This window comes from Bilophila wadsworthia ATCC 49260 (assembly GCF_000701705.1).
Taxonomy (GTDB): domain Bacteria; phylum Desulfobacterota; class Desulfovibrionia; order Desulfovibrionales; family Desulfovibrionaceae; genus Bilophila; species Bilophila wadsworthia.
This window is the reverse complement of record NZ_JNJP01000036.1, coordinates 1-16,529: the sequence shown is the minus strand read 5'-3', so window position 1 is coordinate 16,529 and position 16,529 is coordinate 1. Positions and strand designations below refer to the sequence as shown.

Annotated in this window: 12 protein-coding genes and 1 pseudogene; 6 read left to right on the top strand and 7 right to left on the bottom strand. The window is 55.6% G+C overall.

Annotation, left to right across the window (positions count from 1 at the left end; genetic code table 11):
* Positions 1-1,241 precede the first annotated feature (1,241 nt).
* Positions 1,242-2,882 (top strand): L-lactate permease, encoded by a 1,641-nt coding sequence (locus T370_RS0112725; protein ID WP_009368506.1) that lies wholly within the window; start codon positions 1,242-1,244, stop codon positions 2,880-2,882.
* 907 nt (positions 2,883-3,789) lie between these two features.
* Positions 3,790-4,563, top strand: a complete 774-nt coding sequence (locus T370_RS0112720) for a helix-turn-helix domain-containing protein (RefSeq protein WP_029435936.1) — start codon at positions 3,790-3,792, stop codon at positions 4,561-4,563.
* Between the two features lie 163 nt (positions 4,564-4,726).
* On the opposite strand, the gene T370_RS0112715 is transcribed toward T370_RS0112720, so the two are convergent.
* Positions 4,727-4,936, bottom strand: a complete 210-nt coding sequence (locus T370_RS0112715) for a hypothetical protein (RefSeq protein WP_029435935.1) — start codon at positions 4,934-4,936, stop codon at positions 4,727-4,729.
* A 550-nt stretch (positions 4,937-5,486) separates the two neighbouring features.
* Between T370_RS0112715 and T370_RS0112710 the strand changes: the two genes are divergently transcribed.
* The gene (locus T370_RS0112710; protein ID WP_029435934.1) at positions 5,487-7,472 is read left to right on the top strand and encodes a SpoIIE family protein phosphatase; all 1,986 of its coding nucleotides are present in this window, start codon (positions 5,487-5,489) and stop codon (positions 7,470-7,472) included.
* Between the two features lie 140 nt (positions 7,473-7,612).
* Here T370_RS0112710 and T370_RS0112705 read toward each other — a convergent pair whose 3' ends face one another.
* Positions 7,613-8,083 (bottom strand): helix-turn-helix domain-containing protein, encoded by a 471-nt coding sequence (locus tag T370_RS0112705; protein ID WP_029435933.1) that lies wholly within the window; start codon positions 8,081-8,083, stop codon positions 7,613-7,615.
* Between the two features lie 302 nt (positions 8,084-8,385).
* Here T370_RS0112705 and T370_RS0112700 point away from each other — a divergent pair, with 302 nt between their 5' ends.
* Complete coding sequence (locus tag T370_RS0112700) at positions 8,386-8,640, top strand: hypothetical protein (protein WP_005024782.1); 255 nt, start codon at positions 8,386-8,388, stop codon at positions 8,638-8,640.
* 268 nt (positions 8,641-8,908) lie between these two features.
* Here T370_RS0112700 and creD read toward each other — a convergent pair whose 3' ends face one another.
* From creD to T370_RS0112680, 4 genes are all read right to left on the bottom strand, one after another.
* Positions 8,909-10,570: a cell envelope integrity protein CreD gene (gene creD, locus T370_RS0112695; RefSeq protein ID WP_029435932.1), complete on the bottom strand. Its 1,662-nt coding sequence runs from the start codon at positions 10,568-10,570 to the stop codon at positions 8,909-8,911.
* A gap of 320 nt (positions 10,571-10,890) precedes the next feature.
* Complete coding sequence (nrdG, locus tag T370_RS0112690) at positions 10,891-11,394, bottom strand: anaerobic ribonucleoside-triphosphate reductase activating protein (RefSeq protein ID WP_005024785.1); 504 nt, start codon at positions 11,392-11,394, stop codon at positions 10,891-10,893.
* Between the two features lie 166 nt (positions 11,395-11,560).
* A complete protein-coding gene (nrdD, locus tag T370_RS0112685) occupies positions 11,561-11,728 on the bottom strand; it encodes an anaerobic ribonucleoside-triphosphate reductase (RefSeq protein WP_005024786.1) in 168 nt (55 codons plus the stop codon).
* 327 nt (positions 11,729-12,055) lie between these two features.
* Positions 12,056-14,323 carry an anaerobic ribonucleoside triphosphate reductase gene (locus T370_RS0112680; RefSeq protein WP_029435931.1) on the bottom strand — a complete coding sequence of 756 codons (2,268 nt, stop codon included), beginning with the start codon at positions 14,321-14,323 and terminating at the stop codon, positions 12,056-12,058.
* Positions 14,324-15,610: 1,287 nt separating this feature from the next.
* On the opposite strand from T370_RS0112680, the gene T370_RS0112675 reads away from it, so the two are divergent.
* Both T370_RS0112675 and T370_RS24390 read left to right on the top strand, forming a co-directional pair.
* Complete coding sequence (locus T370_RS0112675; RefSeq protein ID WP_005024788.1) at positions 15,611-15,883, top strand: CD3324 family protein; 273 nt, start codon at positions 15,611-15,613, stop codon at positions 15,881-15,883.
* 102 nt (positions 15,884-15,985) lie between these two features.
* Positions 15,986-16,210, top strand: a pseudogene (locus tag T370_RS24390) (SAM-dependent methyltransferase); the annotation flags it as partial.
* Between the two features lie 57 nt (positions 16,211-16,267).
* Here the strand turns inward: T370_RS24390 and tnpA are convergent.
* Positions 16,268-16,529: IS200/IS605 family transposase (gene tnpA / locus T370_RS24385; protein WP_156034423.1), on the bottom strand; the 262-nt coding region annotated here is incomplete at its 5' end.

Genomic DNA, 16,529 nt, shown 5'->3' with positions numbered 1-16,529 from the left:
GGCGCAGAGGCCGATCCGGACGGGACACCGGAAGGTCCGGCATAGACGCCTTTCCAAAAGACGCCACCTTTTTCAGCTCAAAAACCGCCCCTTCGTCCCGGCGCAACCGGGAGCATCAAAGCCCGTCTCTTCCGGAAGGCAACACGGATAAGCCGACAGCCTCTTCCTTCAAGAAAGCTGCGCCCGGAACAGGCAACACGCCATGACCGCCGCGAAGGACCTTCTCCGCCGAATGGAATATACGCTTCGCAAAGGAAACGCTCTGCAATACGAGCGTCCTCTACTCCGTTGCCAACAGGTTAAGGGTTTCTTCTTTCGCACGGAATGTGGAAAACCATTTTGGGGAAACCGAGGAAAAACGCAAGGAACCTTTCATCCCTTTGAATGAGGGAACACTCTATGGGGCGGGAGCCCTCCAAAAAAATATTCTTGCCCTCATCCCGGCAAACAAGGCCACCATCTCCCGTGCACTTGAGGCGGAGAGGAATGCCAGCATGTCCGGCATATCCTGTTATTCGCAATAATGCCGCCCCATTCCTTTTCCCTACAATACCCATTCCTTCCGTTCATGATGCGGGCTGGCACGTTCGGGTTTATGAGGCATCCCGTACTGTAAAAAAAAGGTGCCCCGTCGTCTCCGAGAAAGCACCCATGAGCTCTGGCGCACTGCCGCCAGCGGATACGAACAATGGCAACTCATTAATTACATTAATCTTTATAATACCCCAACGTCCGTCAGGACGCTTCAGCGGCATTTGATCTTCTCCCCATCCCCAAGGCAAAGAAACCTGCCGGAAGTGGGAAAAAACGGGAATCATCAAGAAAGGGATTCCGCCATGCCCGGCGAAATTACACCCTCCCATTCCTGCCGATACCGGAAAAGCATGGGCTCACGAGGGCCTGCCGTCTGCGCAACGCTTGGACAATCTGCATGATCGACCATCCTTTGCGTATATATCCTCTTCTGCACAAGTTACAATGTCGACATTAAGGAGCAAAAAGGATTATTCCATTTTGTCATGATGCCTTAAAAACAGACACTGCATCAAGAAAAACAAAAAATGCATTTCAGCACGCCGCAGATTGTTTATTCAATGAATAAAAATACATTGACACAACCCTTATTTTTTCTCAATGAAAGTTTTCTATAGGTTTTATTCCGTACTGGCATCTGGGATATGACGGCTTTTGATATCACAGATGCATTTCTTGAACGTTTAGTGCAGCGGGGGATTGTTTGTATGGCGTGGACACAGGTCTATGATCCGGCGGGGAGCGTGGTACTCTCTGCACTTTCTGCGGCTATTCCTTTGATGGTACTTTTCTACATGCTGGCGATACGTCGCGCAAAAGGCCATGTGGCCGCCATTGTGGGCTTGGCCGTGGCGTTTGTGCTGGCCGTGGCTCTGTGGGGGATGCCTTTCGGCACCGCGGTGAGTTCCGTCGCCTACGGTATGGCGAACGGCTTGTTCCCCATCGTCTGGATCGTCATTACGGCGGTGTGGGTGTACAACATGACCGTGGAATCGGGCGAATTCGAGATCATCAAAGACTCGCTGGCCCGGCTCACCGATGACCGCAGGCTTCAGGCGCTGTTCATCGCCTTCGCCTTCGGCGCCTTCCTTGAAGGTACCGCCGGTTTCGGCACTCCCGTAGCCATCACCGCAGCCATGCTCGCGGGCATCGGGTTCAACCCGCTGTACGCCGCCGGGCTGTGCCTCATCGCCAACACCGCCCCGGTCGCCTTCGGCGCCATCGGCGTCCCGGTCATCGTGGCCGGGCAGGTGTCCGGCTTTGATCCCAACCTCATCAGCGCCATCGTAGGCCGCCAGCTTCCCTTCCTGTCCGTGATCGTGCCGCTGTGGCTGTGCGTGACCATGTGCGGCTTCAAGCGCAGCATGGAAGTCCTGCCCGCCATCCTCGTGGCCGGCCTCTGCTTCGCCATTTCGCAGTTCGTGTTCTCGAACTATCACGGCCCGACTCTGCCGGACATCATGTCCGCCATCATCACCCTCGTCGGCCTCGTGATCCTGCTCCGCTTCTGGAAGCCCGCCACCATCTGGCGCTTTGAGGGCGAAAAGCCCACCGTGCTGACCGGCAAGGGCTACTCCTTCGGTGAAGTCATCCGCGCATGGATACCGTTCATCATCCTGGCAGTCATGGTGTTCTTCTGGGGCCTGCCGCAGTTCAAGGCGTTCCTCGACGGCATCAGCGGCAGCATCGCCACCAAGGGCTTCGCGTGGCCCATGCTTGACGGCATGGTCAGCCGCACCGTGCCCGTCGTGCCCGCCGAAACCCCCTATGCCGCATTCTTCAAATTCGGCTGGCTCTCCGCGGGCGGAACCGCCATCCTGCTGTCCGGCTTCTTCGCCGTGCCCTTCATGCCCAAGTACAGCTTCGGCAAGGCCGTGGCCTGCTTCTTCTCCACGATTTACCAGCTCCGTTTCCCCGTCCTGACCATCGCCACCATCCTCGGTTTGGCCTTCCTCATGAACTACTCCGGCATGAGCACGACCCTCGGCATCGGCTTTACCAAGACCGGCAGCCTGTTCCCGTTCTTCGCTCCGATCCTCGGCTGGCTCGGCGTGTTCCTGACCGGCTCCGACACCTCGTCGAACGCCCTCTTCTGCGGTATGCAGCGCTCCACCGCGCAGGCCGTGGGTATGCCCCCCGAACTCGCCGTAGCCGTGAACTCCTCCGGCGGCGTCACCGGCAAGATGATTTCGCCCCAGTCCATCAGCGTGGCCACCGCCGCCACCGGTATGATCGGGCAGGAAGGCAACCTCTTCCGCTTCGCCCTCGGGCACAGCATCGCCATGACCCTGTTCATCTGCGTGTTGACCTATCTTCAGGCCACCGTTTGGCAGTGGATGCTGCCGTAAACCCTCCCATGAAGTGAACCGCCGCTGAGGGACGCGTTCCGCGCCTTCCGGCAAGTCATTCAGAAACCCCGCGCTTCCGGCGCTGAAAACAAAGCCGGTTGATCTTCGGATCAACCGGCTTTTGCTCTGTACCCCTCAAAACGGGATACTTCTTTTCCCACCATAAAAATGCCATGTAAAGTATCAATACACGCATTAAGACTTTACATGGCATTTTTTGCGATTTTTTACTCGATTTATGGCTAGTTGATGTTTTTTTACATCTTTGCGGAGCACGATCGAGATCGCGCGGTTTCACACTCCCGGCTGAAAACATCTCCCCGGGTACACAAACATGAACGCGGTAAAGCGGCCGTTGCTGATTTGGCAAACTCCCCATGGAATTCCACCGTACCGCTGAAATAACCCTCTAGAAACACATGCTCCAAGAGGTAGGGGCTCTCAAAATATGAACGAAAAAAACACTGCCTCGCACATCGTTTTTTGCCTTTGCAAAGGCTTCGGCCTTTGCCCCTTCCCTGCTTGTTTTTGTCAATGCAGATGAAATAATGTTATTATTATAATAAAATAGAAAAATATGATTTCCGAAAAAGAATACACGTTAAAATAACGGTTTTTCTCTACATAAAATCATTTTACAAAGGCAAACAAGTAACTATCCGACGCTATGACGTTGTATATGCCTCTATAAAGAGAATAGTCCTCCTATATCGCTTTATAAAACAAAAACGAAAAAAGATGGTTTTTCTTTTCCGTCTATTATAAAACGAAAAGAATAATCTTTCTCCTCCATCGTTCCCTTCCGGAACGCGACCAGACGGGTAAAAAACGTATTTCTACGTTCATTCAAGCTGGTTACCTTATAATGGAGGAAATACACATAGCGCATAGGGGAAGAGGTTGAGCCATGAGGTACTCGCCTGAAGAAATCTTCAAAAAGTTCATTAATTCTGTTTTGTCCGATGCGTCTTTGGACTTCTTCGTGAAGAGGGCGGCGGTATTCCTCTCTATGATGATGCCCGTTTCCTCCTTGTTCATTTTCCGATCAGTGGAAGGTTCCATTACAAAACTGGCCGAATGTAACAAAACACCCGCCATCAATATCAGCGACCACTTCGCCATTTCTCCGGAAAGCATGACCCGGTTGAGGACTGAAAAACACTTTTTCAGCGAAGGCGCCTGCAATCTGAAAATCTTTACCGGGCACGAAACCTGTGCGTACGCCGACGTGCACCGCTCTGTCTACAAGACGGATACATCGGCCGTGTACATTCCCTTGAAGTTTAACATGCTGAGGGAAACGAGCGTTAGGATGGTTGTGCTATCGATGGGTGTGGACAACTATACGCAAGAACATCTCGATATCTGTTCCTGCCTCCAGCCTGTCTTTATCGATAATTTCCTGAACATCCTTTCCGAAAATTCTTCCGACCGCGCTTTTGACCTCCCGTCCCCAAAGAGCAAGCAGGAGCCGAACAGCAAGCGTAACAAGGACAATGCGGAACCATTTCAGACATTCAACGAGGTCACCATCAATTATATCATCAAGGCGCTCAACCGCACCAACGGCAAAATCTCCGGACAGGACGGCGCTGCCGAACTCCTCGGCCTCAATCCGAGTACCCTCTGGTCGAAGATCCGCAAATACCGCATCGACGTGAAAGGGCTTGAGCGCGAATAGCGATTTCTGACGTGCAAGATACCGCGAAGGCCCTTCCGGACTGTATCCGGGAGGGCCTTCGTTATGTTGAGGGATGCAGGACGCTTGCCGGGGCCCCTACTCTGTTGACTCAAGAAAACTTCTTGGTTGGGCCGCGCAGCGATCCGCCGAAGCCTGCCGGGGCTCAGTCGTCCCCATCCCCGTCTCCATCGCCATCACCGTCATCCCCTTCCTGCCCGCCAAGCCCCTCGCCCGAGGAGAAAAGCGGAACGTTCTTCCGTGCATCCTCTTCCCTCTCCGTAAGTTCGTTTTCCGCCATCTGTTTGCGGAAAAAGAACCATCCTGCGACAAGGGCAATACCCAGAAAACCGATCCAGTCGAGCCATGCGTCCACGCCATTCCTTCCTGCTGCGATGGCGGCGTTTCATTAATGCGCCGGGACAGGCCCTTCCGGGGCCGTCTCCCGGGAGGGCCGGACATCGGACTCCCGGCTGCTCCTGTGTCTCTTTCGGAACGGGTTCCGGTGGTGCCACAGATTCCCCTGCGGCGCAACAGCTCTACCGATAAGGCCGAAATGTTCCTGAAAGACGGGAATCGCCCGATTTCCTTAGCCCTGTTTTCCCCAACCATCCGGCAGCGAAAAGGAAAAGGAAGAAGAGCAAGACGGAAAAAACGGACATGGGATTCCAAAACGCCGGACAGGGAATCATCACTGTTTGACACTTGTGTGCAGGGACAATAGATTCCAATGTGTTCCGGAGCCCGTGTTTTTGGATGCGGCCTTTTCCATGCATTGGCGTGGAACGGAAAATGAGCGGGGTTTCCTTTCCAGGAGCACAACGCGTATTCCTTCCCGAAGAAAAGGATGTTAGACAAAGAACGCCGGATCGGGGCGACCCGGCGAGGCGGGCGCGCGCCCGTGGCAACCAGCCCTGAGACGAACGATGATCCTGTCCACAAAGAACAAATTGGTACTGCTCGTCGCCGGGTCGCTGATCCTGCTCGCTGTCGGAGTGGGCCTGTTCTCCATGTATAGCGTGAAAAGAACCATGCTGGAGGAGCAGCGCCGGAGCAGTGTGAATACCGTTGCCCTTGCGACATTCAACGTGATGGATCGCTACCAGATCCTGTTCCGCAGCAAAGCGGATCAGGCCGTCGCGCTCCAGCATAACCTCAGCTGGCTGGCGAAACTCATCACCACGCTGGTGCATGATCCATCTGAGCGCTTTAAGATCATGCAAAATTTCCCCTTGCCCGAGGGGATCAGCCTCATGGCAATCGACCCCAGCGGCGAGATCAAACTCGTGCGCGGCGATCTGGAGAAAGACGACAACCCCTACCTCCTCCGCGACATCAAAGACCGGCCCGTGGGCCCCACCATGCGAGCCCTTGCGGAAAAAGGCCTCCCCGCAACCTGTTTCGTCCAGTGGGACGCCGGGGGCAAAAAGCAGCGGCTGTACGGAACGCACCTGTACCTTCCCGGAGAGGGAGGGCTGCTCGTGGGCCTGTGGGCCAACATCGACAAGCTCGACGAGCATCAGCAGCGGCTCAAGGAAGACAGCATCCGGGAGCTCAAAAATGAATTCGGAAAACAACGGATAGGGCCTTCGGGTTTTCTGTTCGTCACGGACTCCAAAGGTATCCCGGTAATCGGGCCGGAAGGCATGAACACCACCCTCTCCGGCATCAATCCCAAAACAGGCAACACTCTTATCGCCGATATCCGCAATGCTTCGAAAACACCGGAAAATCCTGTTGAAGCATCGATCCAGTCCTTGATCAAGCGCGCGCCGTCCCGTGACGCCCTGCTTTTCGTGCGCCATGTCAAGCCGTTCGATTGGTATGTCACAGGCGTCGTTTACACCGACGAAGCCAGCGCGCCCGGCAAGCAGCTTTCGTTTCTGCTCATCGCGGCCATCCTCGCCGCTACGCTGTTCATCCTGCCCGTGGCGCTTCTTATGGTCACGCGGCTGACCTCACCGCTGGCGAAACTCGGAGATTACGCCCGCAAGCTCCCTGAACAGGATTTCATGGAGGACGCACGGCCAACGCCCCTGCTCGCCGCCCTCGCGGACGGCAAACACGGAGGAGAGATTGCCAGCCTCGCCAATTCACTGATGTTCATGGATAAAACACTCCGGTCACGGGTACGTGAGCTTATGGAGGCCACGTCCAGCCGCGAACGCCTCGAAGGTGAGCTCAGCGCCGCCACCGAAATCCAAATGGGGTTCCTGCCCAAGCCCCTGCCCCCGGACGTGGCCGCCGGGCGGTTCTCACTGGCGGCGAGCCTCGTCCCGGCCCGGGAAGTGGGCGGCGACTTGTATGACTTTTTCATGCTCGACGACAGGCACCTGTGCTTCATCATCGGGGACGTATCCGACAAGGGCGTGCCCGCCTCATTGTTCATGAGCATGACCTTGACCCTTATCCGATCTCGGGCGGGTTCCCACCCCTCGCCGGAGCACCTCATGGCCGAGGTCAACGAAAACCTCGCCCGCGACAACGCCAAGTGCATGTTCGTCACACTGTTTATCGGCGTGCTCGATCTTGATACCGGAGAACTGCTCTACGCCAACGGCGGGCACAATCCCCCGCTTCGGCTCGGCGACGACGGCGTGGCATGGCTCAAAGGCATCAGCGGGCCTGTGGTCGGCGCGATGGAAGGCATGAACTATACCTTGCTTCGCACCGTGGTCCGGCCCGGCGAAACCCTCTTCCTCTACACCGACGGGGTGAACGAGGCCATGAACGCGGAAGGCGACGTCTATTCCAACGAAGCGATGTTCCGTGCCCTCGCCTCCTCACCATCACGGGAACCGGCCAGTGTGCTCCGGCATATGCTTGACGATGTGTCCGTCCATGTCAACGGCAACACCGCCTCGGACGACATGACCATCCTGTGTGTCCGTTATTTCGGAGGAAAGCGCTGACGGTCCTTCACCGCTGGTGATGGAAGAGAGCAAACTGGCCCGCACGATAAGCTTATTCATAAGGTAAAGGGATGCCACCTTAACAGAGCCCAATCAATGGGGGATGGAGAAAAAGGGACGCTATGGACGTCCCTTTTTTGTCATTTCTTCCAGAACTTCCACCAAGGGCATAACGGCAAGGCCCCTCTGCTCCTGTGCAAGGAATGCCCGGACAATATCTCTTGAATGCACCCCAATTCCAAAATCAGCCTGTTGACGGCGTGCTGCATGTCCCGCACGGAAGGAGGTGGGTCTTCGTTCACGAGGGTACGCAACTCTTCAAATGCATTCGCCGCACGCACCATCTCCTCCTCTATTTCCTCCCGCGAAAAGCTTTCTCCGCCTTGGAGACGAGCCTCCAGCCAACGCATCAAAATGTCGTTACCCAAAGCCAAGCACAATCGAGGAATCATTTCCAAGCTCGGCATATACGTATCGTTTATATTGAAGTAACGCTTGGTGACTGAATGTGACACGCCAAGGCGCTCCGCTATCTCATTTCTGGTCAGGCCGCTTTCTTCCTTGGCGAGGCGAAGTGCTGCCTTGCCCGTCATCATCCCCAAATCCGTCATGCTGTTTTCCTCCCAACAGGTGAATGAAGTGGATGCCCTCTTTCACGAGGATCAATCAGGTCCATTCTTTTTTATACATTGGGAGTATTCTCTTTTGCACATCGTATTAGAGCTTGTATCGTTAATATCTTTTTATATGTGTTGGTTATCAACTCTATACTAGCTATCGCAAACGATGTTTCCATGATTATAGATTTTTTAATATATGTCAGGATATCTTCTCTTCAAAAGAAAGATACCATGACAAGAAAACGGTATGACAATAGGATAAACAACTCTCCAGGCTCTTTATAGGAGGAACTATGGGTATCCCACAAAAAAGCCTCGTGATCGGCGCTTGCGAAATCGCCTGCCACTACCCGGAGCTCTCACTCAACGACGCGGCAGGAGATGCTCTCCAACTCGCTGAAAAGATCCGGCTTTACGGCATTGAGGAAAACCAAAAGAAAGAGACTGTCTTTATCGCAGCTTGCCGTTTTGTCAGTGCTGATAAAGATCTCACGCCTCAAAAAGCGGTAGAGAAGGCTTTACGGCTATGGGACATCATTGAAGCATGACGGAAAAGCAATATTGGAAAACGGTAAACCGATGGGAATGTGCTCTCTCATGGGGTTAGGCCGTGGCACAAGATGAAATCGGATCCCTGCCCACAAAAAAGGAGCCAAAATCCAAAAACATCCCTCCCGACATGCGTCAAGAGGGATGTTCTGGATATAGCGTGAAGCCCCGGGAGAGTCATCACATGATGTTGAGGCCGGGCATCTTCTTTCAATGCATCATTGTTTCAAACGATCTGCATACCGCCCTTAGCTCATTCATACCATATTACTTGTTCCCCCTCGCAAGGTTGCGGGAAACCACCATGAGGGCGGCAAGCATGACGAGCAGCAGGGCCGTGCCCATGAGCAGGGCATAATCCTCCATCTGCAGGATCGTGTACAGCAACGAGTACAGGGCCACGAGCAATACGCCTATCCCTATACCTTCCTTATAATTCCGCAGGGCGAAACCGACATAGCACGACACCATCAGTACAATGCATCCCGACGCCGAAAGGTAGGATGTCAGAAAGGCCAGATGCTCGGACAACGACAGCAGGACCAGATAGAACACCACCATCGACAGCCCCACGATGCCGTACTGTACCGGATGCAGCCGCGCCCCAAGACCCATTTCAAACACAATGAACGCAAGGAAGGTCAGGCCGATGAACAGCACGCCGTACTTCACCGAGCGTTCCACCAGCTTATAGTGCGTACCGGCTTGGTACAGATCCACGCCGACGGCAAACTCCGTGAAATGCCTCGGCCACGTGTGCAGCGTGCCAAGGTTCGGATACGAGCGCGCCAATGAGGGCACGCTCCACACCGCGGAGAAGCCCGTGTCCGAAGTCTCATAAGAGGCCGGAAGCACCTGCCCCTGAAAACTCGGATGCGGCCACGGCGAACGCACCTTGATCTCCGTGGTTTCGCCCGCCGTCGCAAACCGGATGCCGCCGCTGCCGCTCAAGGCCAGGCGCTGCGAAAAGTCAAATGTCCCTTGCCCCGCATTCAAGGCAATGGGAACACGGAAACCGGACGGAAGGTTCTCGAACGGCTGCGTACCCGGCTCGGCGCTGTGCGGGACACCGGCCCAAACGAACGGGCTCGCCTCGCGGAGCGCACTCGGGTGGCTCAGGCCCGTGACTACAAAAGACCGGGCATAATCCACATCAACCAGCGCGGGGACGATGCGGGTCAGCGCTTCCCTGGACGGCAATGTAAACTGCCCGGAAATACCGATCTCGGACGTATACACCAGCGCCCTGTATATCCCCCTACGGCGGGATTCTGGATCAAGCGTGGCGTCAAAAGACAGACGCGACGGCAGGATGACGAAATAGCTCGCCTCCAGCCTTGTTTCGCGTACCAGCCTGTCCTTGCCTCCCTCGACGGGCACGACGCGTTCCCGCTCCACACGCTCCGTATACGGGACCAGCAGATACGGGCCGGAAAGCTGCTGCAGCCCGCCCCATGTCCGGCTGATGTCCGCCACCACTTCGCGGTACAGCGACGAGCGTTCCCCTACGAGGCTTTCCACCATCAACAGCGGAATCAGGAGCAACAGTGCGATGCTCGCTACGACGGCGTAACGAAACATCATCGAATCCTTCAATTGATCCTGCAACACGGCCTTGTCCGTATTGTGCGGCGTCTCCACAACATCCTCCACGGGCAACTGAGGTTCTCGGGCCTTTTCTGAAGGAGCCCCCTGCTCTCCAGACGTTTCGAACGTGAACGTATCTTCGGCGGTCAGGGATTCTGTCCGGGCCACCCCTTTCTCCGTAGCCCCCGGAGGAGGCAACGGCTCCGCCGCAGTAACCGGGGGCTGTCCGGAAACCCGGCGCGTCCGGCGCATGATCCATCTGACTATGGCCACGAAACCGATGCACAACGGGATCAAAATCAACACGAGTACAAGCAGGCCGATCAACATCACTTCGAACATACTTTATTTCCTGTCAATGCGACTCAACAGCTCCACCAACGGGGAACACCGGAGGTTCCCTCCCCGCCAATGTGCACTCAACAGGCACGCACAGCAAGCCTTGCCTTCTATCCTCCGGAGACGGGACGTGCCTGTTCCGTCTTCTTTATTTTCTACCGCGTCACCCATACCAATGGAGCAGCCCTTCTCCGCACCCGGATTACCGCATAAACGGTATATCCGTACAGATACCAGTTACGCCAGCAAGGATGTCCGCGCGCCCCCCGAAGGGCTTTCCAAACATAAAAAAAAGCCCTCCCGAAATCTCAGGAGGGCTTTGCTCAATCCATAGCAGGGTGGAGCACCACGCGGCCTTCCGCCAATGAGCGGGGCACGTCGATGATACGTTGGTTGCGCGACCCTCGGAACCGGATGATCAAGGACTTCTCCTCCAGTATGAAGGGGCCGTCCACAAGGATATCCAGCTGGCGCAGCAACGGCATATGCCGGCTGTCCGCAAGCAGCTCCTCATACAAATACCCGGTATAGCTCGTCAGATTGTACCCCGCAGCGCGCAGGCGCTCTGCCAGCGGCGCAAGCTTTCCGCTCTGTACGAACGGTTCCCCGCCGCTGAACGTTACCCCGCGCACGATGGGGTTTTTCCGCACGTCCGCAAACACCCAGTCGGGTGAAACCATGCGCCCGCCGTCGAAAGGGTGCGTCGTCGGGTTGTGGCAACCCTTGCAATGGTGCGGGCAGCCCTGCGTAAACAGCACGTAGCGCAAGCCCGGCCCATCTACGATGGACTCCTCGACGATGCCGGATATGCGTATTTCGTCGCTCATACCAAAACCTCTGACTTCGCCAAGACGAGGGAGAATTGGGGAAGGGAGGGAAAAGCTTTTCTAAAGAAAGGGGGGAGCACCCCCACGCTTTTCCCTCCCTTCCCAAAGGCTTCTGCGCTTATTGGATCCCTGTTCACAGCTTTTTCAGCTTCAAAACGAAAGAACCCTAGTTACCGCAGCAGCCGATCTTGCAATGCTTCACGCGATCTTCGACTTCGGCGCGTTTGGCGTTGTTGAAACGATCCACGGTGCCGACGAGGTATCCGGTAATGCGACGGATACGTTCAAACTTCACGCCTTCGCCAACCAAAACTTTCTTGCTTTCAGTGTTCATTGAACCGTTCTCCAATACTTGGTTTAACAATAATGGGTATATCGGAAAATGCGGGTATCCGCACTTTGCTTGCTCATCAGCGCGACATTCACGCGCCTCTTCAATGCATTCCAGTTCAACCGCTCCAGCTGGGCTGTCCCCGAGCTATACGAATTGATCCAAGGCGTTCCTCTTAGCGAACGGGGATGGAAAAACTCACCCGTTCCAACAGCCGGAACGAACCCCTCCGCGCGGCCTCCCCACCAGTCAAAAGTCTTAGGAGGGGAAAGAGAGAGGGCTGGGAAGGGGAAGTCCTTCTTCAGAAGGGTTCCCCTCCCCAATATTCATCTAAATCACCATATTGGGCATCTTGTCCTCGGCTTCGAGGCGTTCCTCTTCAGAACGCACGTCGCGGATGTAGCCCTTGATCTTGCGCAATACTTCGATATCGACGCCTTCGCCGTCGTGACGCCCGCAGCGGGGGCACACGTCGCCGATGATGCCCGTGTAGCCGCACAGGGGATCACGGTCCACGGGATGGTTGATGGACCCGTAGCCGACGCCCATGTCCTTCATGGCCCGGATGAGATCCTCGAACGCCTCAAGGTTGTTCACCGGATCGCCGTCCACTTCCACATAGGTGATGTGCCCGCCGTTGGTCATCGCATGATACGGCGCTTCAAGACGGATCTTGTTGTAGGCGCTGATGCTGTAATAGACCGGGATGTGGAACGAATTGGTGTAGTAGTCCTTATCCGTAATACCTTCGATGGAGCCGAAACGCTTGCGGTCGAGACGTACGAACTTGCCGGAAAGCCCTTCGGCGGGGGTTGCGATCACCGAGAAATTGAGCTTCGTCTCGGCGGCCTTCTTGTCCGCCTTCTCGCGGATGAAGCCTACAATCTTGAGGCCAAGCTCCTGCGCTTCCTCGGACTCGCCGTGATGCTTGCCGATCAGCGCCTTGAGGCACTCCGCAAGGCCGATGAACCCCACGGTCAGCGTGCCGTGCTTGAGCACTTCGCGCACTTCGTCGTCCGGGCCGAGCCGTTCCGAATCGATCCAGATGCCCTGCCCCATCAGGAAGGGATAATTCTTGCACTTCTTGCACGACTGGATTTCGAGGCGCTCAAGAAGCTGCTCGAAGACCAGATCCACCATCTTGTCCAGCTCGGCGAAGAAGGCGTCGACGTTGTGATCCGCAAGGATGCCGAGGCGGGGCAGGTTGATGGACGTAAAGCTCAGGTTGCCGCGCCCGTTGACGATTTCACGGCTCGGATCGTTCATGTTGGCCATAACGCGCGTGCGGCAGCCCATGTAGGCGATTTCCGTCTCGGGATGGCCGGGCTTGTAGTAGGCCAAGTTGAACGGCGCGTCGATGAAGGAAAAGTTCGGGAACAGGCGTTTGGCGGACACGCGGCAGGCAAGCTTGAACAGATCATAGTTGGGCTCGCCTTCCCGGAAGTTGACGCCTTCCTTCACCTTGAAGATATGGATGGGGAAGATGGGCGTCTCGCCGTTGCCGAGGCCCGCTTCGGTGGCCAGCAGCACGTTGCGGATGACCATGCGGCCTTCGGGGGAGGTGTCGGTCCCGTAGTTGATGGAGCTGAAAGGGATCTGCGCTCCGGCGCGGGAGTGCATGGTGTTGAGGTTGTGCACCAGCGCTTCCATCGCCTGATACGTGGCCTTCTCGGTGTACTCAAGGGCCTTCTTGACGGCGAAGTCGATGTTCAGGGCGGGGGCGTGCTGAGTGAGGATCTCCCGGACGAAGGCAAGGCCCTTTTCATCGAGGATGGATTCGTTTTCCTCAATGTAGGCGCGCAGCCCGGCCTTTACAGCATCCTTGCTCTCCATATTGTAGAGATCAAGGATCAGGCACAGTTCCTTGATGAAGGTCTTGGCGACGCCGGGGGCGAGGCCGTATTCGAAATTCGGGATGCTCTGCCCGCCGTGCTGGTCGTTCTGATTGGCTTGAATGGCGATGCAGGCAAGGGCGCTGTAGCTGCGGATATCGTTGGGTTCGCGCAGGAAGCCGTGGCCCGTGCCGAAGCCGCCCTTGAACAGCGTCTTGATGTCGATCTGGCAGCAGGTGGTGGTCAGGCTCAGGAAATCAAGGTCGTGGATGTGGATGTCGCCGTTCTTGTGCGCGAGGCTGTGCTTCGGGTTGAGGATGTACATCTCGTAGAACTGCTTGGAACTTTCGCTGCCGTAACGCAGCATCATGCCCATAGCGGTGTCGCCGTCGATGTTGGCGTTCTCGCGCTTGAGATCGTTGTCCTTGGCGTCCTTGAAGGTGAGGTCGCGGATGGTGGTCATGAGCCGGGTGTTCATTTCCCGGATCTTGGTCCGCTGGTGGCGGTACAGGATGTACGCCTTGGCGGTGCGGGCATGGCCGCTCTTGATAAGGGTTTTTTCTACCAGATCCTGCACCTGTTCCACATCGGGGATGGCGTCCTCGAACTGCTCATTGAGGCGCTCCAGCACTTCGGCGGCTATCTTGAGCGAAAGGACATAATCCTTCCCTCCCTGACTGCTGGCGGCACGGAAGATTGCCTGAGCGATCTTGTTCACGTCAAAAGGAACAATGCGTGCGTCACGTTTCCTGATAGAACTAACCATTCGTCATCTCACTCGCTTTAATCAAGAAAAAAAGGCTGTTTGCAGTTCGCAACAATATGTACTTGTTACTGAAAGGAAACAGATTCATACATCCAGCATAGCCTATCCGGCGACTCGGGGCCAGTGTCTAACACTCTTTTCCGACAAGTTCTTTTTCGAACCACCCGCCGTCCGATTGCCTACCATCGGGACGCAAAAAAGGACGCCTTAGAGCAACGAGGCCCGTCGCTCTTTCGTTAAACCGGGGAGACCCACTATCAAAACTTTCTGAATATCCGAGGGTTGATATGCTCACCCCGATATCGGGGGCATACGGCAGCGAACCCTCGCTTGTCCGGGGGGATGTCTCTCTGCGTGAAGAAGGTGTAAACGCAAACCGGAAGAGGATCAACACCCCTGTACATGCCCAAGCGAAAGCTCTCTCCTCAAAAGCCCCGGGAAACAAGGCTTCCGTCGGGATGAAAAATTTTTCAGCTTTTTTTATACTCCGGCGAGTCATATCAGGGCCATTCTGTCAACCGCCAATTTGCAGCTAGTTACGCATAACTTTTCTTAAGTATTGAATTATTTTTTTCTAGAAATATCAAAAAAATCCTGCCTCACTGACCCTTTATTCAGCGTATGCGGGCCTCCTTTAAAAAGTAACGATTCCTAATTATAGAAAAATCTCCACCAGGGGAAAGCCCGCCGAAAGCGTCTGGAGGCGGTAAAGCCACCCCCAAAGCCTCCCGGCACCCCGCACGGAGGATCGGGTTTCCCGCCTAAGAGAAGCGTCCTCAACCACCACGGCCAAGCCGTGTTGACGGGTGGCGGGTAGCCCGGTACAAACCCAAAAGGCACCTTCAAGATGACCGCCGGTCAGCCCATCCCTCCCCAGTCCGGCACAGCGCTGTTTGTCTCGCCTTGCCAGCCCTCCGGCGTTTCCGTTCCGAGAGAACCATGTCCATTGTGACGGAAACGGAGGCATCCTCACCCTGCCCGGTGCCCCGCTCCGTCAGAAAAGGCGGAGGCGCCGCGGATCAGGTCCGTCCGCAGCGGGAGCCGTGCCCTGACATACGGAAAACATGAAGTGCATTCCTTGTTTCAACATCCGCCGCAACCGACGGCGGCAAACCCACCGCGCATACCGTGCGCTCTTTTTAGGATACATTGTATGACAAACGGATTTACGAAAGCAGAGGATCTTGCCCGCCCGTAGCAAAGGCTGCTGCGCGACGAGCTGAAGATTGAAGCAGGCGGCCTTTGCTCATCCTCACATGAAAATTCATGCAAGGAGTGGGCAAGGTAGTGAGCTATACCAACGCCGACCGGATACTTCCCCGCGAACTGCTGGACGCGATCCAGCAATATGCCGACGGGGTGTATCTGTATATTCCGCGCAAGGCGGAACGGAAACGGGCTTGGGGCGAGGCCACGGACTCCCGCAGGGAGCGGCTCGCCCGGAACAGGGAGCTGTACGAGAAACATCTCGGCGGCGCTCCCGTGCACAAACTGGCGGAAGAATATTACCTCTCCGCCAAGACCATCTATAAAATCCTTGCCTCCATGCGGCAGGCATGACGGACAGCGCCACAGGCCCACGCTTGCGGCGCTTTTTCGTTTGAGAAGCGAGAAGGAGGACCACAAAAGCGCCCGTTTCCGATATAAGGCAGGGATACTTTTTTACACAGGAGTTTCCACATGCAGCCAACATCAACAGCATCCAACCCGTTGTTCGACCGCGACTTCCTTCTCTCCACCATGATGGGCCCCAATTGCGTCAGGTTCGCCGAAGAACTGACCGCAAACATCCCCCTTTCTCCCCATATGCGCGTGCTCGACCTGGGGTGCGGCATGGGGCTGAGCTCGATATACCTCGCACGGACAGTCAAAACCCCCGGCAAAGCCGGGGGCTTGAAACGCGGTAACCGCTCAAAGCGGTTTTTGCTATTCGCCTACGGCGAATTACAGCAGCTTAAGCTGCTCCACCTTCCTGTCTTCTTTTTCCTGGTTCCCTATGTAGAGCCGAATTTCCCGTTCTCCTACTCCTACCGTGCTTACAAAATATCCTCTCGCCCAGAAACTCGCTCCTGTTATTTTACAAACTTTTTCAAAATGTTTCGCTATCTCAATAGCGCTTTTTCCTTTTAAATAGCCCACTACTTCTGCCACCCCATATTTAGGTGGAATCGACAGTAACATGTGCACATGATCCACACACAGGTGC